This is a genomic window from Pseudoflavonifractor phocaeensis (assembly GCF_016901955.1).
Lineage (GTDB): Bacteria > Bacillota > Clostridia > Oscillospirales > Oscillospiraceae > Flavonifractor > Flavonifractor phocaeensis_A.
The window spans coordinates 1-26795 of the sequence record NZ_JACJLC010000041.1 but is presented as its reverse complement, the minus strand read 5'-3'; the positions used below and the strand labels follow the sequence as shown (position 1 = coordinate 26795).

The following is a 26795-nucleotide window of genomic DNA, read 5'->3' as shown; positions in this document are numbered from 1 at the left end:
GTTGGCGGAGGGCGCTCCCGGGCCTGTGGGGGCCTTCTTCGGGGCCTGCCGGGATGGGCTGGGGGAGCTGGGCAGCCGCTCCCTGGCGGAGATCTGGCGCCAAGCCCTGCTGGACGCCCCTCTGGACCTGGAGGAGCGTGCCCTGGCCGTGCTGGACCGGCTGGGGACGGTACTGGGCCGGTATCAGGAAGAGGAGGTGCGCGCCGCCCTGGCCCTGGCGGCGGAGGAGCTGGCCCGGGAGGGGGAACTGGCCCGGGCGGAGGTGGAAAACCGGGGCAGGATGTACCGGGTGCTGGGCCTGACGGCCGGCGGGCTGCTGGTGATTCTGCTGCTGTGAAGGAGTCGAGACTATGGATGTGGATCTGATCTTTAAAATCGCCGCCATCGGGATCCTGGTGTCGGTGCTCAACCAGGTGCTCTCCCGGTCGGGCCGGGACGAGCAGGCCACCATGACCACTCTGGCGGGGCTGGTGGTGGTGCTGATGATGGTGGTCCAGCAGATCAGCAGCCTGTTCGACATGGTCAAGAACCTGTTTGGGCTGTAGCCATGGAGACTATGCTGAAGATAGGCGGGGTGGCGGTGGCCGCCGCCCTGTGCGCCGTGCTGCTGAAGGAAAAGGCAGGGCCCTTCGCCCTTGTGGTGGCCTTGGGGGCGGCGGCCATGATTTTGGCCATGGCCCTGGGTGCGGCGGAAGAGGTGACCGCCGTGGTCTCAGAGCTCCAGACCATGGCGGGGCTGTCCCCGGCGGTGGTGGCCCCGGTGCTCAAGGCGGTGGGTATCTCCATCCTTACCCACCTGGCGGTCCAGGTATGCAAGGACGCCGGAGAGGGGGGGCTGGCCGCCGCCGCTGAGGCAGCCGGGACGGTACTGGCCCTGTGCGCCGCGCTCCCTTTGCTGCGGGCGGTGCTGGACACGGTGGAGGAGCTGCTGTGAGGAGGGGGGAGGGACGGATGCTCAGACGGCTCATGGTCCTGGCCGGACTGCTGCTGGTGCTGGTCCTCCCCGCCGGAGCGGCAGAAGGGGACGTGCTGTTCGTCCAGGGGGAGGCTCTGGATCTATCCGGCCTGGAAGGGGCGGGAGCGGCCTGGGTTCCTGGCCTGGATCTGGAGGAAGGTCTGGATCTGGACCAGGGTATTGAGCAGATTCTGGATACCGGCAGCGCGGAGATGGGCGGCGTGCTCCGCAAGGCCCTGCGCAGCGGGGCCCTGCTGCTGGCGGTGGTGCTCTTCTGCTCCCTGGCGGAGAGCGCCGGGGCGGACAAAGGGGCGGTGAACGGAGTGGCCCTCATCGGGGCCCTGGCGGTGACGGCGGTGGCGGCGGCCGACGCCAATTCCCTCATCGGCATGGGCAAGGAGGCCATCGACCATATGGACAGCTTTTCCACCCTGCTGCTGCCGGCGGTGACGGCGGCGGCCTCCGCCGCCGGGTATCCGGGGAGCGCCGTGGCCCGGCAGCTGGCCACCCTGTTGTGCTCCGACCTGCTCATCACCCTCATCAACCGGGTGCTCCTCCCCCTGGTGTACACCTACATCGCCGCCTGCGTGGCCTGGGCGGCGGTAGGCAATGAGGGGCTGAAGCGGATGGCCGCCGCCCTGAAATGGGTGGTGACCACCATCCTCACCGGGGTACTCATCGTCTTTGTGACCTATCTCACCATCAGCGGGGTGATCGCCGGCACCAGCGACGCCCTGTCGGTGAAGGCGGCCAAACTCACCATGTCCAGCCTGGTGCCGGTGGTGGGGGGCATTTTGTCCGACGCCGCCGAGACGGTGCTGGCGGGAGCGGGTGTGTTGAAAAACACCATCGGGGTCTTTGGGATGCTGACGGTCATCGGCATCTGTCTGGTGCCCTTTCTCCAGCTGGGGATCCACTACCTGACCTACAAGGTGGCCTCCGCCCTCAGCACCACCCTGTCGGGCAGCCGGGTGGCGGTCCTCATCGACCAGATCGGCGGGGCCTTCGGGCTCATCCTGGGCATGACGGGGGCCTGCGCTCTGGTGCTGCTCATCTCCATGATGACGGCGGTGGCTGCGGCGGGAGGATAGACGGAAAGGAGGAGAGGATATGGTGGAGCTGTTGGGCCGTTGGCTCATGGGGGTGACCTGCGCGGCCCTGATCCTGGCTCTGGCCCAGGGACTGGCTCCGGAAGGGGGCCCCAAGCGGGCCGCCCGGCTGGCTGGCGGGCTGCTCCTCCTGCTGGCGGTGATCAAGCCTCTGCTCAGCCTGGACGGCAGTGCCCTCACCCAGGCCATGACCGAGTACCGGCTGGAGGCGGAACTGGACGCCCAGAGCCTGGAGGAAACCAACAAAACCCTGACGGCCAACATCATAGAAGAACAATGCGCCGCATATATTCAGGACAAGGCGGCGGCGCTGGGCATCACCTGCCGGGTAGCGGTGGAGGCAGACCTGACGGCGGATTACCCGGTGCCCAAGGTGGTAACGGTGACAGGGGAGCTGGACCGTCAGCAGCGGCAGGCCCTCACCGACCAGATCGAGGCCGACTTTGCCATCCCGGCGGACCGGCAGTATTACGAAAGCGGGGGAACGGAATGAAAGATGAGGGACGTCAGAGGCTTGCCCTCTGGAAAACCAGGGGGCTGGCGCTCTTTCAGCGGTATAAATACGCCCTGCTGGTGGTGCTGGTTGGGGTGGTGCTGATGGGGCTGCCCATCCTGAGCGGGGGGGAGGCCGAACCGGATCAGCCGGAGGGGGAGGTGGCGTTTGAGACAGAGGAGCTGGAGGAGCGGCTGGAGGAGGCTCTGACCAGGATGGACGGGGTGGGCGCGGTGGAGGTGGTCCTCACCCTGCGCAGCGGCCCTATTCAGGTGCTGGCCCAGGACAGCCAATCCACCTACCGGTCCGATCAGAGCCAGTCCAGCCAGTCCACGGTAGTGGTCTCCGGAGGCTCCGGAGTCCAGGAGCCGGTGGTGATCCAGCAGCTTTCGCCCCAATATCAGGGGGCTCTTGTGATATGCTCCGGGGGTAACGACCCGGCGGTACGGCTTCAGGTGGTGGAGGCGGTGGCAGCCCTCACCGGCCTGGGCAGCGACAGGATCTCAGTATCAAAAGGAAAGTGAGGCAGCGATATGAACGTATGGAAACGAAACGCGGTGGTGGCGGCGGTGGTGCTCTTTGTGTGCGGGGCGGTGTACCTGAACTGGAGCTATCAGCGGGAAAGCGCCCAGGAGGCGGGCAAGACCCTGGGGGAGGCCGAGCTGGTGTCGGTCCAGTCGGCGGACCCCCTGCTCCAGGCCAGCCCCGCTCCATCGGGGACAGCCCAGTCCCCGTCTCCCAGCCCCGCCTCCCAGGACACCGCCGGGGGGGGCTATTTTGACACCGCCCGGCTCAACCGCCAGCAGGCCCGGGACAGTGCCCTGGCCATCCTTCAGGACACGGTGGCCGATCAGAACGCCAACGAGACCCTGAAGGCCGAAACCGGAGCGGCCATCCAGACCCTGGCGGACTATACCGTGTCCGAGGCCCAGATCGAAAACCTGGTTATCGCCAAGGGTTACGCCGATTGCATCGCCTTCATCAGCGACAACAGCGTCAGTGTGGTGGTATCAGCCTCCGAGGAGGGACTCACCGACGCCGACGTGGCCCGTATCACCGAGATCGTCACCGACGAAACCGGCCTGGAGGCCAGCGCCATCACCATTGTCCCGGCGCAGCCCTGAGGACGGCGGGAAAAAATCAGTTGTAATTTCTCCTGTTTGTGGTACAATGACGGTATAGTATACAAAAGGAGCGTGACCGGAATGGGCGATGGAAAGGAATATGTCTCCCGGCCTGACGAGCTGGGGAACATCCATATTTCAGAGGATGTCCTGGCGGTGATCGCCGCCGCCGCCGCCACCGAGGTGGAGGGGGTGGGCAGCCTGTCCACCAACCTGAGCAGCGATATCGCGGAGCTGCTGGGCGCCAAGAAGAACCTGTCCAAGGGCATCCGCATTGCGATGGTGGACGAGAGCGTCCGGGTGGATGTGTCCCTGCTGATCAAATACGGCTATACTATCATTGATGTTGCCAAGCAGGTGCAGAGCGCGGTGTACAACGCCATCCAGAATACCAGTGGCCTGACCGTGGAGACCGTCAACGTCCACGTGTCCGGTATCGTCTTTGACAAGGAGCACAAGTAAAACCCGTGGCAGGCCCGGGGCGGAAACGCCCCGGGCCTGAGACTGTCGAAAAAGGCTGCATGACGGCTCGGCCTCGATTTCTCGCGAAATGGTCGGCCGCTCCGTCATGAGAAGTGTCATTCCCGAGGCGCATGTCCCCGGGAATGACGGATTTCCATTTGATTCTGTCGCCTGCGGGCGACAGCTGCGCAGCCGTTGGCAGCTTTGCTGCCTTACGGATGCGGCGTACCCCTTGCGGGTAAACTCTGCGAGGCTCCCTGCGGGGAAGGTTTTTCGACAAGCTGAGACCCGGGGCGGAAACGCCCCGGGCCTTTTGTGCCTGTTGGCCGGATTGATAAAAAACGCCGTTGAGATCATACGGCATATTTTAAATTTACCCGTTTCCTTTTGCATATCGATGATGTATAATTATTATAACTGTGAATATCACCCGGCCATACCGCCGGAATGGAGGAACCGCCATGACCAGAACCGCCGCCCGAGAGATCGCCGTCCACCTGACCTTTGAGCTGGGCTTTACCGGACAGACCGCCGCCGACCTGCTGAAGGAGGCCCTGGACCGCAAGACCTTTGCCCTCATTGGGGAAGAGGAGCCCCTGTACGCCGAGTTCCCCAACGAGGCCCAGCGGGCCTACATCACCCGCCTGGTGGAAGGCGTGTACGACCACGCCCCTGAACTGGACGAGTATATCTCCAAGTATGCCATTGGCTGGAAATTCTCCCGGCTCAACCGGGTGGCGGTGGCCATCATGCGGGTGGCTATGTATGAGATCCTGTATATGCAGGACATCCCCAACGCCGCCGCCATCAACGAGGCCCTGGAGCTGGTGAAGCACTATGAGGAGCCCGAAGTGGTCTCCTTTGTCAACGGCATCCTGGGTTCCTTTGTCCGGGGGGAGAATATCCCCGACCCGGTGGGTCTGAAGGCCGGCCAGCCGGAGGAGCAGGCATGATCCGGGCGCTTGGTATCGACACCAGCAACTACACCACCTCCGCCGCTGTCTTTGACGGCGCCGACGGCAGCAATGCCGGCCGCCTGCTGGAGGTGCGCCCCGGAGAGCTGGGCCTGCGGCAGAGCGACGCCCTCTTCCAGCACGTCAAGGCCCTGCCCGGCCGGCTGGAGCAGCTGGCCCGGGAGGGGTGGCTGAAGGACATTGCCGCCGTTGGGGCCTCCACCCGGCCCAGGGCAGTGGAGGACTCCTACATGCCCTGCTTTCTGGTTGGGGAGAGCCAGGGCCGGGCCCTGGCTGCCGCCCTGGGGGTGCCTTTTTTCCCCTGCTCCCATCAACAGGGCCATATCGCCGCTGCCGCCTGGTCGGCGGGCCGGTTGGAGCTGTTGGACAGGCCTATGCTGGCCTGGCATCTGTCGGGAGGGACCACCGAGCTGCTCCACGTGGAGCCTGATGGGGTCAACGTGAGGGCTACCCGGATCGGAGGCACCAGCGATATCTCCGCCGGCCAGCTCATCGATCGCACCGGAGTGCTGCTGGGACTGCCGTTCCCGGCGGGCAAGGGACTGGATACCCTGGCCCGAGAGGGGGAGGACAGCAGCTTTGCTGTCAGGCTGGACGGCTTTACATTCTCGCTGTCCGGGATGGAAAACAAGGTGAAAACCATGTTAGAGAAGGGCGCCGCTCCGGCGGACGTCGCCCGGTTCGCTTTGCTGACCGTGGCCCAGGTGGTGTATCGGGCCACCCGGGCCGCCCTGGAGCGGTACCCCGGCCTGCCGGTGCTGTGCTCCGGAGGTGTGGCCTCCAACAGCCTGCTGCGGCAGGTGATGGCCCCTCTGGAGGCGGTGTTCGCCCCGCCTCAGTATTCCACCGACAACGCCATGGGGACCGCCATCCTGGCCTGGAGAGCTGTAAAGGAAGGGACCTTTTCATGAACAGTGTCTACACGGTTTCCCAGCTCAACCAGTATATCAAGACCCTGCTGGAGCGGGACAGAGAGCTCACCGCCCTCTACGTCCAGGGGGAGATCTCCAACTATAAGGCCCACTCCTCAGGTCATCACTATTTTTCCCTGAAGGATCGGGAGAGTACGATCCGCTGCGTCATGTTCCGCCGGGAAGCGGCCAGCCTTCGGTTTCGGCCGGAAAACGGTATGAAGGTGATGGCCTTTGGCCGGGTGTCCGCCTTTCCCCGGGATGGGCAGTATCAGCTGTACTGTACCGCCCTCACTCCTGACGGGGTGGGAGACCTCCACGTAGCCTTTGAGCAGTTGAAGGAAAAGCTGTACCGGGAGGGCCTGTTCGATCCGGCCCACAAAAAGCCCCTGCCCCCATATCCCCGGCGAATTGCCCTTATCACCTCCCCGGTGGGGGCGGCGGTGCGGGACATGATCCGGATCCTGGGGGCCCGCTGGCCCATGGCGGAGATTTTCGTCATGCCGGTGCGGGTCCAGGGGGCGGAGGCCGCCGGGGAGATCAGCGCCGCCCTCCAGTGGGCCAATCGTCACCAGGTGGCCGACCTGATCATCACCGGCCGGGGAGGCGGCTCCATGGAGGATCTGTGGGCCTTCAACGAGGAGGTCGTAGCCCGTGCCATCTATCACTCCCGTATCCCGGTAATCTCCGCCGTGGGCCATGAGCCCGATGTGACCATTGCCGACTTCGTGGCCGACCAGCGGGCGGCCACTCCCTCCAATGCCGCCGAGCTGGCGGTGCCCGACCAGAACGAGGAGGGAGCCCGGCTGGCTCAGCTCAGGGCCCGGATGGTCCAGACCATGGGCCGCCGGCTGGAGCGGGCGGGGAAGGAGCTGGAGCGGGCTTCCCGGTGCCGGGCCCTCCAGGACCCCATGAACTATGTGGACGACAAGCGGATGGTGCTGGACTACCAGCGGGACAAGCTGGCCGCCGGTCTTACCGCCGCTATGGGTCGGGAGCGGGAGGGGTTTGCCCGCCTGGCCGCCAAGCTGGACGCCCTCAGCCCGCTGAAGGTACTGGGCCGGGGCTATGCCATCCCACAGAAGGAGGATGGCGGGGTCGTGCGCTCGGTCACCGACGTGGCCTCGGGGGACTCACTGAGGCTGCGGATGGCGGACGGGGAGATCCCCTGTAAGGTAATTTAACCATACACCCACTGGGACAGAAAGGAACTTGACAATGGCCGAAGAAAAACTGACCTTTGAGCAGGCGATGGCTCGCCTGGACGAGATCGTCAAGCTGCTGGAGCGGGGGGACGCCCCGCTGGAGCAGGCCCTGGCCCTTTTTGAAGAAGGGACGGGGCTCATGCGGGCCTGCTCGGCCCAGCTGGACCAGGCGGAGCAAAAGGTGCGGCTACTGCTGGCGGGGCCGGAGGGCCAGCCGGAGGAGCGGCCCTTTGAGGAGGGCTCGGTATGATCGGACGGGAAAGACTGGAAAGCCACAGAACGGCCATTGAAGGGTGGCTGCGCAGTTGCTTTGACCGCCGCGTTCCCAGAGGAGATCTGTATGACGCCATGTACTACAGCCTGCTGGCCGGGGGCAAGCGGATCCGGCCGGTGCTGCTGATGGAGGCCTGCCGCATGTGCGGTGGAGACCCGGCGGCGGCCTATCCCTTTGCCGGAGCAATTGAGATGATCCACACCTATTCCCTCATCCACGACGATCTGCCCTGCATGGATGATGACGACCTACGCCGGGGCCGCCCAACCAATCACAAGGTGTACGGGGAGGCCACCGCTGTGCTGGCGGGAGACGCCCTGCTGACGGCGGCCTTTGAGTGGATGCTGGACCCTACCGTGGAGCTGCCCCCCCAGCGGGTGCTGGAGGCCGCCGGGCTGCTGGCCCGGGCGGCAGGCGCCCAAGGCATGGTGGGGGGTCAGGTACTGGACATGGCTGGCGAGGGTCACGCCCTGGGCCTGTCCGAGGTGGAGGAGCTCCAGCGTCTCAAAACCGGCGCCCTCATCCAGGCGGCGGTGGAGATGGGCTGCGTGCTGGCCGGCGGCAGCCAGGAACAGCGGCAGGCCCTGTGCCGTTTTGCTGCCCGGCTGGGCCTGGCCTTCCAGATCCAGGATGACATTCTGGACGTGGTGGGGGATCAGGCCACCCTGGGCAAGCCGGTGGGCTCCGACGCCAAGCGGGAAAAGAATACCTTTGTGACCCTGAAAGGCCTGGAGGAATGCCGCCGGCTGGTGGATAAGCTTACCGCCGAGGCGGTGGAGGCCCTGTCCCTCTTCGGCCCGGAGGGAGAGGACCTGTGCTGGCTGGCCCAGTCTCTGGCCGGCCGTGAGAAGTGAGGGATTTATGCGAAATGTAGTGGATGTACTCACCGGCAACCTGATTCTGAATCTGGCCATCATGGCCTGGGCCGTAGCTCAGATCCTGAAAATGATCCTGGTGGTCATTACCAAGCGGAAGCTGGATTGGCATTATATCATGTCCAGCGGCGGGATGCCCAGCTCCCACTCCGCCTTTGTGTGCGCATGCGCCGCCGCCACCGGCTATATGTACGGATGGTCCTCGCCCCTGTTCAGCATCGCCGCTGTGCTGGCCATCGTGGTCATGTACGATGCCGCCAATGTCCGCAAGGCAGCGGGTGAGCAGGCCAAGATCCTCAATTATATCATGGAGCACTGGAGCGAGATGAAGCCCGCTATCTTCGGCAAGGAGCTGAAGGAGCTGCTGGGCCACACCCCCTTTCAGGTACTGATGGGGGGGCTGCTGGGAGTGGCTATCGGACTGGTGGGCGCCTGGCTGTGGGCCAGTCCCTATGCTCCCACCACTTGAATTTGCTCCACCGGGAGGTGTTTTCCCATTCTGAATCTGGATCAATTTCCTATGGACCTGAGCCAGCTGAGCGACAGCGAGGCGGCCGCCCTGTGCTCCCTGCTGCGGGCCCGCATCATCGATGTAGTCTCCCGCACCGGTGGGCACCTGGCGTCCAGTTTGGGAGCGGTAGAGCTGATCGTTGCCATCCATCGGGTGTTTGACCTCAACCGGGACCGGCTGGTCTTTGACGTGGGCCACCAGTGCTACGCTCACAAGATTCTCACCGGCCGCAATCAGGCTATGGAGGGCCTGCGGTCCTTCGGCGGCATCGCCGGCTATCCCAAGCCCAGCGAGAGCCAGGCCGACGCCTTTATCGCCGGTCACGCCTCCAACGCGGTGTCGGTGGCCATTGGTATGGCAAGGGCAAGGACTTTACAGCATAAGGACTACAGCGTACTGGCCCTACTGGGGGACGGTGCTCTGTCGGGTGGCTTGGCCTATGAGGGTCTGTCCGACGCGGGAGACAGCAAGGAGCCCCTCATCGTCATCCTCAACGACAACGGCATGTCCATCACCAAAAGCGTGGGGGGCGTGGCCGACCACCTGGCCCGCCAACGGCTGAAGCCTCAGTACCTCCGCTTTAAGCGGGGCTACCGGAAGGTGATGGGAGCCACCACCGTAGGCCGGGGGATCTACAAGGTCACCCATAAGGTCAAGACCGCCGTAAAAGAGACCCTGCTACCCTGCTCTCTCTTTGAGGACATGGGCTTCACCTACCTGGGGCCGGTGGACGGCCACGACGTGAAGCGGCTTACCCGGTTGCTCCGGTACGCCAAAGACCTGAAAGCCCCTGTTCTGCTCCACGTAAGAACTGTAAAGGGAAAAGGCTATCCACCTGCTGAGCGCAATCCGGACGCCTTCCATGGGGTAGGCCGGTTCTGCGTAGAGACCGGAGAGCTGGTGGCCTCTTCCAAGCCCAACTTCTCCGCCACCTTTGGCCAGCTGCTGTGCGGAATGGCGGAGAAAGATCCCCGGATCTGCGCCGTCACCGCCGCCATGCAGGGGGGCACCGGTCTGGATGGCTTCGCCGCCCGATTCCCGGAGCGGTTCTTCGATGTGGGCATCGCTGAAGGCCATGCGGTGGCCATGGCCGCCGGTATGGCCAAGCAGGGAATGACCCCGGTATTTGCCGTGTACTCTTCCTTCCTTCAACGGGCCTACGACCAGCTGATCCACGACGTGGCCCTCCAGGGCCTCCACGTGGTGTTTGCCGTGGACCGGGCCGGACTGGTGGGGGAGGATGGAGAAACCCATCACGGGGTCTTTGACCCCGCTTTTCTGGACACCATTCCCGGCATGACGGTGCTCTGCCCCTCCAGCTTTGCCGAGCTGGAGTCCATGCTCCGTCACGCCGTCTACGAGCTCACCGGCCCGGTGGCCGTCCGCTACCCCAGAGGAGGGGAGGGCGCCTATCAGGCTGACTCCGGTAAGGTCAAGACCGCTCTGTTGCGACCTGGCAAGGATATCACCTTGACAGGTTATGGCATCACCATCAACGCCCTGCTGGACTGCGCGGACAGATTGGCCGCCGACGGGCTGGAAGCGGAACTACTCAAATTTAATACCATCACCCCCCTGGATGTGGCGCCGGTGGCCCGGTCGGTCCAAAAGACCGGGCGGCTGCTGATGGCCGAGGAGGCCGCTGGGGGGAGCGTAGGCAAACGGCTGGCTGCCGGCCTGCTGGAGCGGGGGATCACCGCCCGGGTGGCCTACGTCAACACAGGAGACGGCTTTGTGACCCACGGCGGGGTGGAGCAGCTGCGGACCCTCCGGGGCCTGGACGGTGCCTCCCTGTACAAGAAGGCCCGGGAGGTATGCGGACATGGCGACAGTTAAAAAGCGGCTTGACGTGCTGCTGGTGGAGCGTGGGCTGGCGGAGAGCCGCCAGAGAGCACAGGCTATCATCATGAGCGGTCAGGTCTATGTGAAAGAGCAGAAGGCGGACAAGGCTGGGGCCCAGTTCCCCGAGGACGCTCCGATCGAAGTGCGGGGCCAGACGCTGGCCTATGTGAGTCGGGGCGGCCTCAAGCTGGAGAAGGCCATGAAGACCTTTTCCGGCATCTCTCTGGCCGGGGCTGTGTGCGGAGATATCGGAGCTTCCACCGGCGGATTCACCGACTGCATGCTCCAGAACGGGGCGGCAAAGGTGTACGCCGTGGACGTGGGCTATGGCCAACTGGCCTGGTCTCTCCGCAGCGATCCACGGGTGGTCTGTCTGGAGCGCACCAACGCCCGCTACCTGACCCATGAACAGGTGCCCGACGAGCTGGACTTCGCCAGTGTGGACGTGTCCTTCATCTCCCTGAAGCTCATCCTGCCCGCCCTTCACGGTTTGCTGAAAGCGGACGGACAAGTGGTTTGCCTTGTCAAGCCTCAGTTTGAGGCAGGCCGGGAAAAGGTGGGCAAGAAGGGGGTGGTCCGTGATCCCGCCGTCCACCTGGAGGTCATTCAGAGCTTCCTGTTGAACGCCGCCGGGGCCGGGTTTACTGTAAAGGATATGACCTTTTCCCCCATACGGGGACCCGAAGGCAACATCGAGTACCTGGGCCATCTGCTGGCGGGTGGGAAGGGCTCCACCTGGTCCGGCGACCCGGCAGCGCTGGTCAAGGCCTCCCACGAGGCCCTGGAGGGGGTGGCGACATGAAGGTGGTACTGAGCCCCAATCCCTACAGAGACAAGGGTTTAAAGGCCGCCCAGTCGGCAGAGAAGATCCTGCGGGCGGCTGGAGTGGAGACCGCCGTCTGCCTGCCCTTTTCTGTGGAGGGAGGCGGCATCGAGCTGCCAAAGCACATTCAGTTCAAGGAAACAGCGGAGGAGCTGAAGAACGCCGATATCCTGGTGTGCTTTGGCGGAGACGGCACCATCCTCCACGCCGCCAAGGACGCCAACCAGTTTGGGGTGCCCATCCTGGGAGTGAACCTGGGCAGTGTGGGTTTCATGGCCGAGTTGGAGCTGGGAGAGCTGTCCATGCTGTCCCGGCTGGCCTCGGGCAAATACTCGGTGGAGCATCGGATGATGCTGGACGTTCAGGTCCGCCGGGAGGGCCGGGTGATCTACTCCGATCTGGCCCTCAACGACGCCGCCCTCACCAAGGGAGCGGTGGCCCGGGTAGTGGAGCTGGAGGTCATGCGGGACAAGACCCTCATCTCCCGGATGTCCGCTGACGGGGTGGTGGTGAGCACGCCCACCGGCTCTACTGCCTACTCCATGTCCGCCGGCGGCCCCATCGTGGAGCCCACTGCGGAAAATATCATCGTCACCCCCATCTGCCCCCATGCCCTTGCCGCCCGGGCATTCGTGCTGGACCGGGACCGGACGGTATCCATCCGGGTGGGCCGGATGCCCCGCAAGACCGCCTTTCTGTCGGTGGACGGCGGACGGGCCTTCAAGCTCAACGGGGGAGACGTGGTGGAGACCCGCAGATCCAAGTCCAGGACCTCTCTGGTGCGCATCACCGGACGGTCCTTTTATGAGATTCTAAACCACAAATTGGGAGGTGCCTAAGCCAATGAAAGCAAAGCGGCAGCAGGAGATTTTGAATATCATCGCGGAACAGGACGTGGATACCCAGGACCAGCTGCTCTCTGAACTGCGGGCCCGGGGGGTTCACTCCACCCAGGCTACCATTTCCCGGGACATAAAGGAGCTCCACCTCATCAAGGAGCTCACCGGCTACGGCACCTACCGCTATGCCGTGTCCGAGCGCAAGGCCTCCATGAACATTGCCGGCCGGCTGCGCACCATTTTCAAAGAGGGTGTTACTTCTTTTGATGTGGCCCAGAATATCGTGGTGCTCAAGACCATGCCCGGGCTGGCTTCGGCAGCCTGCTCCGCCATCGACGGCATGGATATCCCCAGCATGGTGGGCAGCCTGGCGGGAGACGACACCGCCATCCTCATCATGCGTACCAACGAGGACGCCACCGAGTTGTGCAACGAGATCCACGCCATGCTGAAATGACCTGCCTGGAAAGGCCAAGGCTCGATTTCGTTGGAAATGTTCACCCTGTCCGCCATGAGATGTGTCATTTCCAAGGCGCATGTCCTCGGAAATGACGGATTTTGATTTGATTCCTGGGGCTGCGGCCCCAGGAACTCTGCGAGGCTTGCCTTCGGAGGAGGCCTTTTGATACGCTGAGGTGATACCATGCTCTCTCTGCTCCACATTGAAAATATCGCGGTCATCCAGGCGGCGGACATCCAGTTCGACCAGGGGTTCAACGCCCTCACCGGCGAGACCGGCGCAGGCAAATCCATCGTAGTGGATGCCATCGGAGCTATCATCGGGGAACGCACCAGCCGGGATCTCATCCGCACCGGGGCAAAATCCGCCCTGGTGAATGCGGTGTTCACCAACCTGCCCAGCCTGGACTGGTTCCGGGAGAACGGGGTGGGTCCCGATGAGGAGGGCAGCCTGGTGATCCAGCGGGAGATCCAGCCCGACGGCAAAAATGTCTGTCGGATCAACGGCCGGCTCATCACAGTCTCCCAGCTGCGCCAGCTGGGACGGCAGCTGCTCAACATCCACGGCCAACACGACGGCCAGCAGCTGCTGGATCAGCGGTGCCATCTGGAATATCTGGACGGCTTCGGGGAGACCGGGCCCCTGCTGGCGGATTTCCAGCAGGCCTTCCACCGTCTGGCCGCCCTCCGGCGTGAGATCTCCGCCCTCCAGATGGACGAGGCGGAGAAGGCCCGGCGCATTGACAGCCTGGAGTTCCAGATCGGTGAGCTGGAGCGGGCAGAGCTGCGGGCGGGGGAGGAGGAGGAGCTCACCGACCGGCGCAACCTGCTGCGCAACGCCGGCAAGCTGATGGAGAGCGTGGAAGGGGCCCACCTGGCCCTGTCCGGCGACGAGGAGCGGGAGGGGGCCGCCGCCCTGCTGGGGGAGGCGGAAAGCGCCCTCCATGCCGCCGGGCGGATCAGCGCCCAGGCCGCCGGGCTGCTGGAAAAGCTCACCGACCTGCGGTGCGCCGCCGATGATATGGCCGAGCAGATCCGGGACCTGCGGGAGGAATTCGACTTCGAGCCCGGGGAGCTGGACCAGATCGAAAGCCGATTGGATGTGCTCCACCGGCTGAAAAAGAAATACGGGGGCACGGTGGAGGAGATGCTGGCCTATCTGAGCAAATGCCGCCTGGAGCTGGATGAGATCCAGTTCTCCACCGACACCATCGCCCGTCTGGAGAAGGAAAAGACCCAGGCCCTGGCTGAAGCCAGAGCGGCGGGAGAGGCCCTCAGCACCGCCCGGCGGAAGGCCGCCCAGGCACTCCAGAAGCGGATCCAGACCGAGCTTGCCCAGTTGGACATGCCCAAGGTGCGGTTCCAGGTGGAGTTCCAGCCCAAGCTGGGGGAGGACGCCATGGATGAGACCGGCCTGGACGAGGTGCAGTTCCTTATGTCGGCCAACGTGGGGGAGGACCTGAAGCCCATCCAGAAGATCGCTTCCGGCGGCGAGCTGGCCCGCATCATGCTGGCCCTGAAAAACGTGCTGGCGGAGAACGACCACGTGGGCACCATGGTGTTCGACGAGGTAGACACCGGGGTGTCCGGCCGGGCGGCCCAGAAGGTGGCCGAAAAGCTGGCTGACGTGGCCCGCACCAAGCAGGTATTGTGCGTCACCCATCTGCCCCAGCTGGCCGCCATGGCCCACGTCCACTTCTCGGTGGAGAAGGGGGAGCGGGAGGGCCGCACCTATACTCAGGTGGAGCGGTTGACCCGGGACCGGCGGATGGAGGAGCTGGCCCGGCTCACCTCCGGGGAGCATATCACCGACGCCACCCTCAGCGCCGCGGGGGAGCTGCTTGACAACGCCGACCGCTATCATAAACTGCACAAAAGTTAAGTTTTGTTGAGTTGGCAAGAGAGAAGCAGCGGCCGCTGGATCATCACTCTAACCGGCTCGGCCGGCCCGTTGATTTTCAAGAGGGGTGCGCCGGGGCGGAGCCCCATACAGCTGACGGGTGATCTGGGATTTTACTTGACAAATCTGAAAGGATATCCTATAATCCAACTCGATATGTTACTGCGATGACAGGGAGGAGTAGCGGCCCCCGTCCCGCCCAGAGAGCCCCCGGCTGGTGAGAGGGGGAGGGGACAGGCTGGGAAATACACCCTGGAGCAGCCGCCTGAACGGGGGAGACCCCCAGTAGGGCTGGGTCGGGTGCGCCCGTTACCGCGCCGTCGTGTGTTGGCACGACCTGAGGCTGTCTTTGCGAAAAGACGGTGAACCAGAGGTGGTACCGCGTAGCTTACGCCCTCTGTCCCAAGGGACAGAGGGCGTTTTTGACGGAAAGGAGTGGGGTTGTGGAACGGGATATCTGCCTGCGCTGCGGCGGGGAAATGGTCCATATCGGCCAGGAAAAGCTCCAGCTGGGGCAGTATGGATGGCTCACTGGCTCCTGGGGGCATCTGCTGTCCGGGGCCCTGGCGGTGGATCTCTATTGCTGTTCTGGCTGCAAAAAGCTGGAGTTTTACGCCGTGGAGCCGCCGGAAGAGGAGGATGGCATCGCCCAGACCCCCTGCCCCTACTGCGGTGAGCCTCATGACATGGACGACGCCAAATGCCCCCACTGCGGAACGCGGTTATATTGAGATCACATAGCTAAGATAAAGGAGAAATGAACATGACCTGCTACGAAGAACTGAAGGCCCGGGGCCTTATCGCCCAGGTGACCAATGAGGAAGAGATCTCCAAAATGATCAACGAGGGGAAGGCCGTCTTTTATATCGGCTTCGACCCCACCGCCGATTCCCTCCACGTGGGTCACTTCATGGCCCTGTGCCTGATGAAGCGGCTCCAGATGGCGGGCAACCGTCCTATTGCCCTCATCGGCGGGGGGACCGGCATGGTAGGCGATCCTTCCGGCCGCAGCGACATGCGGCAGATGATGACCCCCGAAACCATCCAGCACAATTGCGACTGCTTTAAAAAGCAGATGGAGCGGTTCATTGAGTTCGGCGAGGGCAAAGCCCAGATGGTAAACAACGCCGAGTGGCTCCTGAAGCTCAACTATGTGGAGCTGCTGCGGGAGGTGGGGGCCTGCTTCAGCGTAAACAACATGCTGCGGGCCGAGTGCTACAAGCAGCGGATGGAGAAGGGCCTTAGCTTCCTGGAATTCAACTATATGATCATGCAGTCCTACGACTTCTACCATCTGTTCCAGCACTACGGCTGCAACATGCAGTTCGGCGGTGACGACCAGTGGTCCAACATGCTGGGGGGCACCGAGCTCATCCGCCGGAAGCTGGGCAAGGACGCCCACGCCATGACCATCACCCTGCTGCTCAACTCCGAGGGCAAGAAGATGGGCAAGACCCAGTCCGGGGCCGTGTGGCTGGACCCCAACAAGACCAGCCCCTACGACTTCTACCAGTACTGGCGGAACGTGGGAGACGCAGACGTGCTCAAGTGCATCCGGATGCTCACCTTCCTGCCCCTGGAGCAGATCGACCAGATGGACGGCTGGGAGGGGGCCCAGCTCAACACCGCCAAGGAGATCCTTGCCTTTGAGCTGACCAAGCTGGTCCACGGCGAGGAGGAGGCAAAGAAGGCTCAGGACGCCGCCCGGGCTCTGTTCTCCACCGGTGGGGACAAGAGCAACATGCCCTCCACCGCCCTGGCCGCTGCCGATCTGTCTGACGGGGCCATCGGCATCCTGGACCTGATGCTCAAGTGCGGTCTGGTGCCTTCCAAGAAGGAGGCCCGCCGGCTTATCGAGCAGGGGGGCGTGGAGCTGGATGGCGTAAAAGTAACCGACGTGAATACCGCCGTCACTGCCGATCAGCTCTCCGGCGAGGGCGTCACCGTCAAGAAGGGCAAGAAGGTGTTCCACCGGGCCTTCCTCCAGGGCTGAGCCCGAATATGTCCCAACAATATTGGGCCCCGCCGCAACAGAGCATTGCGGCGGGGCCCGCTCTATGTTACAATATCACAAGACCGTATCCCAAAGGAGGAGTCTGCCTTGCCTGACAAAGAAGGGCCCGATCAGAAGAAGAAATGGTACGTGCTGGAGCGGGAGCATATCTCCCTGCTGTTGGTGATCCTGCTGGCCATCCTGTTCTATGTGGGACTCAACCAGGCAGAGGTCATTGCTGCCCGGGTGGACCGTTTCATGGGGGTTCTTTCCCCCTTTATCGCCGGCTTTTCCATCGCTTATCTGCTGAACACCCCCGTGGCCTTTTTTGAGCGGAAGTGCTTCTCCAATGTGAAATACCGGCGGGCTTTAGCCATTTTGGTGGTCTACCTGCTGGCCTTCGGCGTGGTGGCTATCCTGCTCAACCTCATCATCCCCCAGGTGGTCCAGAGCGTTACCGACCTGGCGGGCAATATGCAGACCTATCTCACGGGGCTCAGCCAGCTGGTCAACGACCTGACCGACCAGTTCGGCCTGGACCCGGAGGGGATCAACGCCGTGCTGGGGGATGTGCAGAACATTGCCAGCAAGCTCAGCACCTCCCTGGCCGACGCACTGCCTCAGCTACTGGACGTGGGCTACGCCGTGGGTACCGGGGTGATCTCCGGCATCACCGCCCTCATCTCCTCCATCTACATGCTGGCAGGGAAGGGCAAGCTGGTGCCTCAGCTGAAAAAGCTGATGTACGCCGCCCTGCCCAAGGGGTTGTCCGACCGGCTGCTGAAGATCCTCAGCCACGCAAACCAGGTGTTCCTGGGCTTCATCAATGGCAAGATCATCGACTCGGCCATCATTGGAGTGATGTGCTTCGCCCTGTGTCTTATCCTGCGCCTGCCCTATCCCATGCTCATCAGCGTGACCATCGGGGTCACCAATGTGATCCCCTTCTTTGGCCCCATCATCGGCGCCATCCCCTGCTTCTTCATCCTGGTCATCGTGGACCCCTGGGCCGCCCTGCGGTTTTTTATCATGGTGATTGGTTTGCAGCAGTTTGACGGCAATATCCTGGGCCCCAAGATCCTGGGGGACAGCACCGGCCTGTCCGCCATCTGGGTGCTGGTCTCCATCGTCACCTGCGGCGGCCTGTTTGGCTTCCCCGGCATGATCCTGGGCGTACCCACCTTCGCGGTGCTGTATGCCCTGGTGCGGGAATGGGTCAATGCCCGGCTCAAGGCCAAGCACCTGGATATGAACGCCATCGAGGGCGCGGAGAAACGAACAGACAAGAGATCCTAATTACAAAACGCCTCCGTATGACAGAAGCATACGGAGGCGTTTTTGGACCGCGGGTCCATGCCATCGTCCTCAGGAGACGGCTTGGATGTAAAAGGCCGCCGCGCAAATTTGCGCGGCGGCCTGGTCTTTAATCGGAAACGGTCTGCTGGACCAGCTGGGTCATAGAGTACAGGCCGGGGGCCTGGACGGTGGCCAGGAACCGGGCTGCGCTGACGGCGCCCGAGGCGAAAACCTCCCGACTCATGGCGGAATGGCTGATCTGGATCACCTCGTGGTCTCCGGCGAAGATCACGTCGTGCTCGCCCACGATGCCGCCTCCCCGGACGGCGGAGATGCCAATCTCCTTCCTGTCCCGGGCCTTGCGGACGCTGTGGCGGTCGTACACATAGTCCGGCTGGTAGGGGAGGGAAGAGGCGGCGGCGTCGGCCAGCATAAGGGCGGTGCCGCTGGGAGCGTCCACCTTTTTGTTGTGGTGCTTTTCCACGATCTCGATATCGCAGCTCTCCCACAGGGCGGCGGCGGCCCGGCGCACCAGCTCCATCACCACGTTGACCCCCAGGGACATATTGGCGGAGCGGAACAGGGGCACCTTTTCCGCGGCCCGGTCGATGGCCTCCAGCTGCTCAGGGGAGTAGCCGGTGGTGGCCAGCACCGCCGGCACCTTCCGGCTGGTGCAGAAGTCCAGCAGGGCGGGGAGGGCGGCGGGGGAGGAGAAGTCGATGAGGGCGTCGGCCGTGCCCTGGAACTGAGCGGGGGAGGAGTAGACGGGGAAGGACCCGTCCCCGGTCCCCAGCAGGTCAAAGCCGGCCACGATCTCCAGGTCGGGCTGGGCGGCGCAGATGGCGGCCACAGCCCGGCCCATCCGGCCGTTGCAGCCGGAGAGGATCAGCCTGAGCATAGAACTACTTCCTTTCCTGGATGGGATCTTTGGTATCTCAGCCCTTGAGCAGGCCGATCTTGATCATGGACTGGCGCAGGGTCTCCAGCGGGCCGTTGGTCATGTCGCACAGGGGCAGGCGCAGGGAGCCAATGTCATACCCCGCCAGGTTCATGGCGGCCTTGATGGGGATGGGGTTGACCTCCAGGAAGAGGGCGTCGATGAAGTCCATGTACTTGAGCTGGAGCTTGGAGGCCTCAAAGAAGCGGTCCTCCAGGCACAGGTGGGTGATCTGGATCATGATCTCCGGGGCGATGTTGGCCACCACGGAGATGACCCCCTTGGCCCCCAGGCTCATCATGGGCACCACCTGGTCGTCGTTACCCGACCAGATGTAGAAGTCGTCGCCGCAGATGGCCCGGGTGTGGGCCAGCAGGGAGAAATTTCCGCTGGCCTCCTTGACACCGTTGATGTTGGGGTGCTGGGAGAGCACCTTGTAGGTCTCGGCGGTGAAGGACACGCCGGTCCGGGAAGGAACGTTGTACAGGATCACCGGCAGCTTGGTGCGGTCGGCGATATATTCGTAATGCTTGATGAGGCCGGTCTGGGACGCCTTGTTATAGTAGGGGGTGACGTGGAGCAGGGCGTCGGCGCCGGAGTCCTCCGCGTGCTGGGACAGATAGACGGCGGCGGAGGTGTCGTTGCTCCCCGCGCCGGCAACTACCTTGACCCGGCCGTTCACCCGCTTGACACAGTACTCCACCACTGCGATGTGCTCCCGGATGGTGAGGGTGGAGCATTCGCCGGTGGTGCCGCAGACACAGATGGCATCCAGGCCCCGCTCGATCTGTTCGTCGATGAGCTGGCCGAACTTATCATAGTCGACAGCGCCGCTGTGGTCAAAGGGGGTGATGATAGCGGAACAGGCTCCGGTAAAAACAGGCTCTCTCATAATAGGGTTACCTCCTTGAAATGTAACCCTCCGCGCACAGAAGTTCGGCAAGAAGGACTGCGCCGCCCGCGGCGCCGCGAAGGGTGTTGTGGGACAGGCAGACGAACTTGTAGTCATACTGCGTGTCAGGACGCAGGCGGCCGATGCAGACCGCCATGCCGCCCTCCGTCATCCGGTCCAGCCGGGTCTGGGGGCGGTCGGGCTCCTCAAAGTAGTGCAAAAACTGCTTGGGAGCGGAGGGCAGGGCCAGCTCCTGAGCGCGGCCCTGGAAATTTGCCCAGGTCTCTTTGATCTCTTCCATGGTAGGTTTGTTCTGGAAGCGCACGAACACAGCGGCCATATGGCCGTTGGACACGGGCACCCGCAGGCACTGGGCCGTGAGGGCGGGGGACTGGGCGTTGACGATGACCCCGTTCTCCACCTTGCCCCACAGCTTCAGGGGCTCCTGCTCGCTCTTTTCCTCCTCGCCGCCGATGTAGGGGATCACGTTGTCCACCATCTCGGGCCAGGTGTCAAAGGTCTTGCCCGCGCCGGAAATGGCCTGATAGGTGCAAACCAGCACCTGATCCAGACCGAAGCCGCGCAGGGGGTGCAGGGCGGGAACATAGCTCTGGAGGGAGCAGTTGGACTTAACGGCGATGAACCCGCGCTCCACCCCCAGTCGCTTTCGTTGGGCCTCGATGACCTTGATATGTTCGGGATTGATCTCCGGCACCACCATGGGCACGTCGGCCGTCCAGCGGTGGGCGGAGTTGTTGGAGACCACGGGGCACTCGTGCTTGGCGTAAGCCTCTTCCAGGGCCTTGATCTCATCTTTTTTCATATCCACGGCGGAAAAGACGAAGTCCACCTGGGAGGCAATGGCCTCGATGTCCTCCTGGGCGTTGAGGACCACCATCTTCCGGGCGGCTTCAGGCATGGGGGTATCCATAGCCCAGCGGCTCCCGATGGCCTCTTCATAGGTCTTTCCGGCGGAGCGGCTGCTGGCCGCGATGGCGGTAAGCTGGAACCAGGGGTGGTTCTCCAACAGAGAGACAAAGCGTTGGCCCACCATACCGGTGCCGCCGATGACGCCTACTTTATATTTTTCCATGACGATACCTCCATTACTCCATTCCTATTCCGGGTCCGGCCTGTCTCAGACCGGGAACCGGAGACAGCAAAAAAAGAAAATCAGCAGTTTACAGAACTGCTGATTTTGTACTATAATGGCATGGGCGCAAAACCCCCGCCACTAACCGACAAAAGCAGACAGCACTCCGCCGCTTCCGCGGCGACAGTCGCACGGATGTTCACCGGGCAACCAGGTCAACGCCCCGCCGGGGAGCGCCCCTTCGGCGGCCTCCCCTTTCCCACGGTTCGCCGGGCCCGGTCGCCCTCCCCGCGGTACTCTTGAACAGCCGCGCCTCTATCCTGCATAGATAATTTCGCTGTGTAGTTTGTGAAATTGTACCACAGACTTGGCGGAAGTGTCAACGAAAGTGAGTTGTAAAAATATACAAATGAAACGGAATATCATACGAAAATTTTTGTATATCCTTTTATGCGCGGCGATAGCCGCCACTCTGTGGACGCCCCTGAGCGCCAGCGCGGCGGTGGCGATGGACCCCACCATCAAGGTTGGCCTGTTCTACGGCAGCTCCGCCCTACCGGGGGCCAACCTGCTCAACGATGTGGGCAGCGGCTACCGTCTGGGTTACTATGACAGCAGCCGTGTCTTTCAACAGCTGACTTCCACCAGCGAAACGGCCATTTCCGTGGTGAAAACCCAGAACGTGTACTACGGCACCTCCGGAGGCTGGGCAGGGTATTATGACAGTCTGACCTCAGACATCGCCGTGGGCTGCTGGCACATCCGCCTGCCGGGGAGCTACTCCTCCTATGCCCAGGCGTCCGCCGCCGCCTCTGCCTATGCCGGGGGCTTCGTGGCCTGGATCGACGGGGTGTGGCAGGCTCGGGTGGGGGCCTATCTGGATAAAACCTCTGCCCAGACCGCCCAGACCGCCCTGGGCCTGTCCGATTCCACCCTGGTGGGCACCTCCAGCTACGGGGTGTCGGTGGTCAAGACGGGCACCAGCCAAATCCTCTTCCAGTTTGACAGCACTACCGGAAACTACTGCCTGGGGATCAAGCCCGGGCAGAACGACAGCGTCAAAACCGAGACCATCTTCCGGGGCAATACTTACTACGGAGGGTTCCAGTACCAGCGGGTCAGCAAGGGCAACCTGACGGTGAGCAACGTTATCGGCCTGGAGGACTATGTACAGGGGGTCATCGTCCGGGAGATGAGCTCCTCCTGGCCTCTGGAGGCTCTGAAGGCCCAGGCGGTGTGCGCCCGTACCTACGCCTACCGAAATTATACCGCCAGCAAGCACAGCAGCCAGGGCTTTGACATTTGCAATTCCACCTGCTGCCAGGTATACTCCGGTATGGGTTTGGTGACTGCCAACAGCAGCAAGGCGGTGACTGAGACCTACGGGGAGTACGCCTGGTACAACGGCTCCCTCATCGAAGCGGTGTACTCCTCCCACGACGGGGGCGCCACTGAGAGCGCCGTCAACGTATGGGGGAGCAACGTGGCCTATCTCATCGGCAAGGTGGACCCATATGAGGCCTCGGTGGTGAGCAAGATCTCCAACTACAACTGGACGGTGACCTACACCGCCCAGCAGCTCACCGATCTGCTCAACTCCAAGGGGTATGTGAACTCAGGCATTGTGGACTTCAAGGTCACCAAGACCAGCCCCACCGGCAACGCCATCGAGATCACCTTTACCGACTCCTCCGGCAAGACCTGGAGCAAGATCCGGGACGCCTGCCGGACCTTCCTCAACCTGCGGTCCATCAACTACACCGTCACCAGCTCGGGGAGCGCCGGCTCCGGCGGCTCCTATGTGGTGGACGGGGACGGCACCCTGTCCACCCTGGACGGGGCCTACGCCATCAACGGCTCCGGCCAGACCGCCCAGCTGGGCAGTGAGGTGTACGTCATCGACGGCAGCGGCACAGTGAGTCAGGCCCAGCCCTCCGGGGGCTCCTCCAGTACCGGCGACCTGGTGTTCACCATCACCGGCTCCGGCTGGGGCCACAACGTGGGCATGAGCCAGTGGGGCGCTTACGCCATGGCCCAGCAGGGGTATACTTATAAGGATATCCTTACCTTTTATTACACAGGAATTGAGGTGCGCAAGCCATAAAAACATCGGATTTCAACTTTGACCTGCCGGAGGAGCTCATCGCCCAGACTCCCCTGGAGAAACGGGATTCCTCCCGGCTGCTGGTGCTGGACAAGCACACCGGCGAGAGAAAGCATATGCACTTTTTCGACCTGCCCACCATGCTGAAACCGGGGGACTGCCTGGTGCTCAACGACTCCCGGGTGCTGCCCGCCCGGCTCATTGGCCACCGGGAGCCCGGCGGCGGGGCGGTGGAGGTGCTGCTGCTCATCGACCGGGGAAACAAGACCTGGGAGTGCCTGGTGCGGCCCGGCCGGAAGATGAAACCGGGCACCCGGGTGTCCTTCGGGGACGGAGCCCTCACTGCCCAGGTGACCCAGGTGCTGGAGGGGGGCAACCGGCTGGTCCGGTTCGAGTACGAGGGCATTTTTCTGGAGAAGCTGGAACAACTGGGTAAAATGCCTCTGCCACCCTATATCAAGGCCGAACTCAACGACCCCGAGCGGTACCAGACCGTCTACTCCCGGGAGGTGGGCTCCGCCGCCGCCCCCACCGCCGGGCTCCACTTCACAAAAGAGCTGCTCCGGCAGATCGAGGAGATGGGGGTGCGCCTGGCCTATGTGACCCTCCACGTGGGCCTGGGCACCTTCCGGCCCGTAAAGGAAGAGGACATCCTGGACCACGAGATGCACAGTGAGTACTGCATGATCCCCGCCGGAACGGCGGAGCTCATCAACCGCACCCGGGCGGAGGGAGGCAGAGTGATCTGTGTGGGCACCACCTCCTGCCGCACCATCGAGTCCTGGGCGGCGGAGGACGGCACCTTAAAGGAGAGCGCCGGGTGGACCAATATCTTCATCTACCCAGGCTACAAGTTCAAGGTGCTGGACTGCCTTATCACCAACTTCCACCTGCCCGAGTCCACCCTCATCATGCTGGTGTCCGCCCTGGCGGGCCGGGAGCACATCCTGGCCGCCTACCGGGAGGCGGTGGAGCAAAAATACCGCTTCTTTTCCTTCGGCGACGCCATGTTCATCTGCTGACCGGACAAAGGCCGGGGCTGCGATGCAGCCCCGGCCTGTTTGCGTCTTGCGGAGATGGGCCCCGGACCGTCGGCCGCCATGTATGGCGGCCCTGCGGACAAGATCGAACCGTATCTGTAGGGGCGGCCTGTGGCCGCCCGCCTCCCGTCATCGTCTGCGTAGGGACGGGTCCCAGACCCGCCCGGCGGACCGAGCCCCACCCCGGAGCGTGCGGGCGGATGATATCCGCCCCTACAGATGCTCCAAAACCGCCACATTGCCCCTGAGCCGGGGGTCGGCGGGGGAGAGGGCCAGGGCCTTTCTGGCCTCCTCCAGTGCCAGCGCGTTCCGCCCGGTGCGGAAAAAGGCCTGACACCGCAGGTCGTGGGGGAGAGGCCCCCAGGGCTCGGCCTCACAGATGTAGGTATCCGGCCGGACGGCGATGGCCAGGGCCCGGCCGGTAAAGTAGAGCACCCCATCCCAGTCCTCCTGATGGTAGCACAGCATAGCCATCTCCATCCAGGGCTCCCGCAGGTGGGGGGCCTGGGCGATGGCCCGGAAAAACCAGCCACGGGCCTGCTCCGGCTCCTCCTTTTGCAGGTAGGCACGGCCAATGAACCGCATGGAGGCCGCCCGCTCATCCGCCCAGACGGCGGTGGGGAGGGCCAGGTGCTTTTTTAAGGTGGCGATGCACTCGTCCCACCGCTGGTGGAACAGATACTCCCGGCCCAGGTAGTGGAGGTTGCGGTCATCCTCCGGGGCCTCGGCCACTGACAGCTCCAAAAGCGGGAGATACTGGCCCCGGGATTTGGCGGGATCCGGGTAATGATCCAGCTGCATCCCCGGTACAGTGACCATGGGCCCCGGCTGGCCCGGCCCCATCCACTCCAGGATTTCATGAACCGGGTGGACCCAGCGGTATCCCTGACGGCGGTGGACCTTCTCATACCAGAACACCACACCCTCGCTGCCGTCCGGTCGGAAGGACCAGGTGTAGCGATACCGGGCCTGGCCCGCCTCCGGGGTCCATGCCCTCTCCAGGGCGGCCCGCCAGCCGGGATGGAGCACCTCGTCCAGGTCGGTACACACGCAGAGATCGGCATCCTCCGGCACCAGGGCCAGGGAACGGTTTCGGGCTACGTCAAACCGCCAGGGGGAGACCAGCTCTTCCATCACCTGAGCTCCACGGGCCCGCAGCTTTTCCACGGTGTCGTCGGTGGAGCCGGTGTCCAGCACATAGATGCCGTCGGCCTCGGACATGGAATCCATCCACCGGTCCACGAATTGGCTCTCGTTTTTACAGATGGCGTAGACACAGATCTTCATGGCGTTCCTCCTGAACTGCCCCCCGGCCCATACGGGCCGGGGGGCAGTGTGTTAGGTGTCGTCGTCTGGCACATCACCCAGACGGTAAATGGACATACCAATGGTACTGTAGAGATAGCTGCCTCCGTCTCCCACTACCTGAAGGGTGGCCGGTGCGGAGGTCACCGCCACCGGAGTACTGAAGGACAGGGCCGCGGTCTGGGCTGAGGTGTGGAAGATATACTGGGAGGTGGCTCCCGGCACCACAGAGCCATTCTGCTCCAGGGAGGCTCCCATGGTCTGGGGGAAATTGGCCCCGCTGGCCGGGGAGAAGCTGCCGTGGAAGGCCACGGCATACACGCCGGGGGTGTTGATGGTAAAGGTGGAGCTGCCGGCGGTGTGGCTGATGTCCGAGCCGTAGGACAACCCGTTCTTGTCAAACACCAGAGCGTCCCCCGAAGCGCCCGACTGGGCGGGGGTGGAATAGGCGGACAGCAGGGACAGAGGAGCGGGGGAGCCGGTGGCCCCCTGGGGAATGGTAAAGTCCAGAATGGCATTCTGGGGGGTCCCGGAGTTGGTGACCTGAGCATCAGTGCCCGGATCGCCGGTGGTGACGGTGCCCACCGCCAGGGTTGCCGCCGTGCCGGTGGGTCCGGTAGCACCGGTAGCGCCGTCCTCACCAGCAGTGCCGGCAGGCCCGGTGGGTCCGGTAGGTCCGGTCGGGCCAGTAGGTCCAGTGGGACCAGCAGCGCCAGCGGAACCCGTGGGACCGGTGGGGCCGGTAGCGCCGGCAGCGCCCGTGGGACCGGTGGGGCCGGTAGCGCCGGCAGCGCCCGTGGGACCGGTAGGGCCGGTAGCGCCGGCAGCGCCCGTGGGACCGGTAGGGCCGGTAGCGCCAGTAGCGCCGGCAGCACCCGTGGGACCGGTAGGGCCGGTAGCGCCGGCAGCGCCCGTGGGGCCGGTGGGGCCGGTAGCGCCAGCGGGAATGACAAAATCCAGAATGGCATTCTGGGGGGTACCCGCATTGCTCACTTCGGCGACCGTACCGGGTGCGCCAGTGGTGACGGTGCCCACCTCCACAGTGGCAGCCATACCCGCTGCCCCAGATGGGCCGGTAGGTCCAATGGCTCCGGTGGGTCCGGTGACTCCGTCGGGGCCGGGAATGCCCTGAGGCCCGGTGGGGCCGGTGGCTCCGTCAGGACCGGAGACGCCCTGGGGCCCGGTGGGGCCGGTAGGACCGGCGGCACCCGTGGGCCCGGTGGGACCGGGAAGGCTCTGGCCAGTGGGACCGGTAGCTCCGGTTGGCCCAGTTGCGCCGGTAGGTCCGGTGGGTCCGGGAATATTCAGCCCGGCAGGTCCGGTGGGGCCGGTTGCCCCTGTAGGGCCTGTGGGGCCGGGGATCGGACAGGGAGGAGGAC

General features: G+C 63.7%; 28 protein-coding genes, 1 pseudogene, 1 riboswitch and 1 other annotated feature. Of the genes and pseudogenes, 24 read left to right on the top strand and 5 right to left on the bottom strand.

Going from position 1 to position 26795, the window contains the following annotated elements; genetic code table 11:
• From H6B51_RS10375 to H6B51_RS10270, 22 genes and pseudogenes are all read left to right on the top strand, one after another.
• Positions 1–337, top strand: a pseudogene (locus H6B51_RS10375) (stage III sporulation protein AB); the annotation flags it as partial.
• A 13-nt stretch (positions 338–350) separates the two neighbouring features.
• Positions 351–545, top strand: coding sequence for a stage III sporulation protein AC (gene spoIIIAC, locus H6B51_RS10370; RefSeq protein WP_204883615.1), 195 nt, complete (start codon positions 351–353; stop codon positions 543–545).
• Between the two features lie 11 nt (positions 546–556).
• On the top strand, positions 557–934 hold the full coding sequence (locus tag H6B51_RS18135) for a SpoIIIAC/SpoIIIAD family protein (protein WP_275967524.1): 378 nt from the start codon (positions 557–559) through the stop codon (positions 932–934).
• A 17-nt stretch (positions 935–951) separates the two neighbouring features.
• Positions 952–2046 (top strand): stage III sporulation protein AE, encoded by a 1095-nt coding sequence (locus H6B51_RS10360; RefSeq protein ID WP_243421238.1) that lies wholly within the window; start codon positions 952–954, stop codon positions 2044–2046.
• A gap of 19 nt (positions 2047–2065) precedes the next feature.
• Positions 2066–2557, top strand: coding sequence for a stage III sporulation protein AF (locus H6B51_RS10355; RefSeq protein WP_204883613.1), 492 nt, complete (start codon positions 2066–2068; stop codon positions 2555–2557).
• Complete coding sequence (locus tag H6B51_RS18130) at positions 2554–3081, top strand: stage III sporulation protein AG (RefSeq protein WP_204883612.1); 528 nt, start codon at positions 2554–2556, stop codon at positions 3079–3081. Before H6B51_RS10355 ends, H6B51_RS18130 begins: the two co-directional genes overlap by 4 nt.
• Before the next feature lie 9 nt (positions 3082–3090).
• The gene (locus H6B51_RS10345) at positions 3091–3681 is read left to right on the top strand and encodes a SpoIIIAH-like family protein (RefSeq protein ID WP_204883611.1); all 591 of its coding nucleotides are present in this window, start codon (positions 3091–3093) and stop codon (positions 3679–3681) included.
• An 81-nt stretch (positions 3682–3762) separates the two neighbouring features.
• The gene (locus tag H6B51_RS10340; protein ID WP_204883610.1) at positions 3763–4143 is read left to right on the top strand and encodes an Asp23/Gls24 family envelope stress response protein; all 381 of its coding nucleotides are present in this window, start codon (positions 3763–3765) and stop codon (positions 4141–4143) included.
• A 461-nt stretch (positions 4144–4604) separates the two neighbouring features.
• Positions 4605–5096 (top strand): transcription antitermination factor NusB, encoded by a 492-nt coding sequence (gene nusB, locus H6B51_RS10335; protein ID WP_204883609.1) that lies wholly within the window; start codon positions 4605–4607, stop codon positions 5094–5096.
• Entirely contained in the window at positions 5096–6028 is a 933-nt protein-coding gene (locus H6B51_RS10330) for a tRNA (adenosine(37)-N6)-threonylcarbamoyltransferase complex transferase subunit TsaD (protein ID WP_204883618.1), read from the top strand. Before nusB ends, H6B51_RS10330 begins: the two co-directional genes overlap by 1 nt.
• Complete coding sequence (gene xseA, locus H6B51_RS10325; RefSeq protein ID WP_204883608.1) at positions 6025–7212, top strand: exodeoxyribonuclease VII large subunit; 1188 nt, start codon at positions 6025–6027, stop codon at positions 7210–7212. Before H6B51_RS10330 ends, xseA begins: the two co-directional genes overlap by 4 nt.
• 34 nt (positions 7213–7246) lie before the next feature.
• Positions 7247–7483, top strand: a complete 237-nt coding sequence (gene xseB / locus H6B51_RS10320; RefSeq protein WP_204883607.1) for an exodeoxyribonuclease VII small subunit — start codon at positions 7247–7249, stop codon at positions 7481–7483.
• A complete protein-coding gene (locus H6B51_RS10315) occupies positions 7480–8361 on the top strand; it encodes a polyprenyl synthetase family protein (RefSeq protein ID WP_204883606.1) in 882 nt (293 codons plus the stop codon). Before xseB ends, H6B51_RS10315 begins: the two co-directional genes overlap by 4 nt.
• Positions 8362–8368: 7 nt before the next feature.
• Positions 8369–8851 carry a divergent PAP2 family protein gene (locus tag H6B51_RS10310; protein ID WP_204883605.1) on the top strand — a complete coding sequence of 161 codons (483 nt, stop codon included), beginning with the start codon at positions 8369–8371 and terminating at the stop codon, positions 8849–8851.
• Positions 8852–10729 (top strand): 1-deoxy-D-xylulose-5-phosphate synthase, encoded by a 1878-nt coding sequence (dxs, locus tag H6B51_RS10305; protein ID WP_335342143.1) that lies wholly within the window; start codon positions 8852–8854, stop codon positions 10727–10729.
• Entirely contained in the window at positions 10716–11537 is an 822-nt protein-coding gene (locus H6B51_RS10300; protein WP_204883603.1) for a TlyA family RNA methyltransferase, read from the top strand. The genes dxs and H6B51_RS10300 overlap by 14 nt, the downstream gene beginning before the upstream one ends.
• Positions 11534–12397 carry an NAD(+)/NADH kinase gene (locus H6B51_RS10295; RefSeq protein ID WP_204883602.1) on the top strand — a complete coding sequence of 288 codons (864 nt, stop codon included), beginning with the start codon at positions 11534–11536 and terminating at the stop codon, positions 12395–12397. Before H6B51_RS10300 ends, H6B51_RS10295 begins: the two co-directional genes overlap by 4 nt.
• Before the next feature lie 4 nt (positions 12398–12401).
• Entirely contained in the window at positions 12402–12854 is a 453-nt protein-coding gene (locus H6B51_RS10290; protein WP_204883601.1) for an arginine repressor, read from the top strand.
• Between the two features lie 186 nt (positions 12855–13040).
• Positions 13041–14738, top strand: coding sequence for a DNA repair protein RecN (gene recN / locus H6B51_RS10285; protein ID WP_204883600.1), 1698 nt, complete (start codon positions 13041–13043; stop codon positions 14736–14738).
• Positions 14739–14914: 176 nt separating this feature from the next.
• Positions 14915–15157, top strand: a binding site (T-box leader).
• A 42-nt stretch (positions 15158–15199) separates the two neighbouring features.
• Positions 15200–15487: a zinc ribbon domain-containing protein gene (locus H6B51_RS18125; protein WP_204883599.1), complete on the top strand. Its 288-nt coding sequence runs from the start codon at positions 15200–15202 to the stop codon at positions 15485–15487.
• A gap of 32 nt (positions 15488–15519) precedes the next feature.
• Entirely contained in the window at positions 15520–16749 is a 1230-nt protein-coding gene (gene tyrS / locus H6B51_RS10275) for a tyrosine--tRNA ligase (protein WP_204883598.1), read from the top strand.
• 108 nt (positions 16750–16857) lie between these two features.
• The gene (locus tag H6B51_RS10270; RefSeq protein ID WP_204883597.1) at positions 16858–18045 is read left to right on the top strand and encodes an AI-2E family transporter; all 1188 of its coding nucleotides are present in this window, start codon (positions 16858–16860) and stop codon (positions 18043–18045) included.
• A 127-nt stretch (positions 18046–18172) separates the two neighbouring features.
• Here H6B51_RS10270 and dapB read toward each other — a convergent pair whose 3' ends face one another.
• From dapB to asd, 3 genes are read right to left on the bottom strand one after another with little or no spacing between them, the layout of a single operon-like run.
• A complete protein-coding gene (dapB, locus tag H6B51_RS10265; RefSeq protein WP_204883596.1) occupies positions 18173–18943 on the bottom strand; it encodes a 4-hydroxy-tetrahydrodipicolinate reductase in 771 nt (256 codons plus the stop codon).
• Positions 18944–18980: 37 nt separating this feature from the next.
• Positions 18981–19874, bottom strand: a complete 894-nt coding sequence (gene dapA / locus H6B51_RS10260; RefSeq protein WP_204883595.1) for a 4-hydroxy-tetrahydrodipicolinate synthase — start codon at positions 19872–19874, stop codon at positions 18981–18983.
• Between the two features lie 7 nt (positions 19875–19881).
• Entirely contained in the window at positions 19882–20967 is a 1086-nt protein-coding gene (gene asd / locus H6B51_RS10255) for an aspartate-semialdehyde dehydrogenase (RefSeq protein ID WP_204883594.1), read from the bottom strand.
• A gap of 151 nt (positions 20968–21118) precedes the next feature.
• A riboswitch (Lysine riboswitch) is annotated at positions 21119–21293 on the bottom strand.
• Positions 21294–21403: 110 nt separating this feature from the next.
• On the opposite strand from asd, the gene H6B51_RS10250 reads away from it, so the two are divergent.
• Positions 21404–23071, top strand: coding sequence for a SpoIID/LytB domain-containing protein (locus H6B51_RS10250; protein WP_243421237.1), 1668 nt, complete (start codon positions 21404–21406; stop codon positions 23069–23071).
• Positions 23068–24093: a tRNA preQ1(34) S-adenosylmethionine ribosyltransferase-isomerase QueA gene (queA, locus tag H6B51_RS10245; RefSeq protein WP_204883617.1), complete on the top strand. Its 1026-nt coding sequence runs from the start codon at positions 23068–23070 to the stop codon at positions 24091–24093. The genes H6B51_RS10250 and queA overlap by 4 nt, the downstream gene beginning before the upstream one ends.
• 231 nt (positions 24094–24324) lie before the next feature.
• On the opposite strand, the gene H6B51_RS10240 is transcribed toward queA, so the two are convergent.
• Positions 24325–25398, bottom strand: a complete 1074-nt coding sequence (locus H6B51_RS10240; protein WP_204883592.1) for a tetratricopeptide repeat-containing glycosyltransferase — start codon at positions 25396–25398, stop codon at positions 24325–24327.
• 51 nt (positions 25399–25449) lie between these two features.
• Positions 25450–26778 (bottom strand): collagen-like protein, encoded by a 1329-nt coding sequence (locus tag H6B51_RS18120; protein WP_204883616.1) that lies wholly within the window; start codon positions 26776–26778, stop codon positions 25450–25452.
• Between the last annotated feature and the right edge of the window lie 17 nt (positions 26779–26795).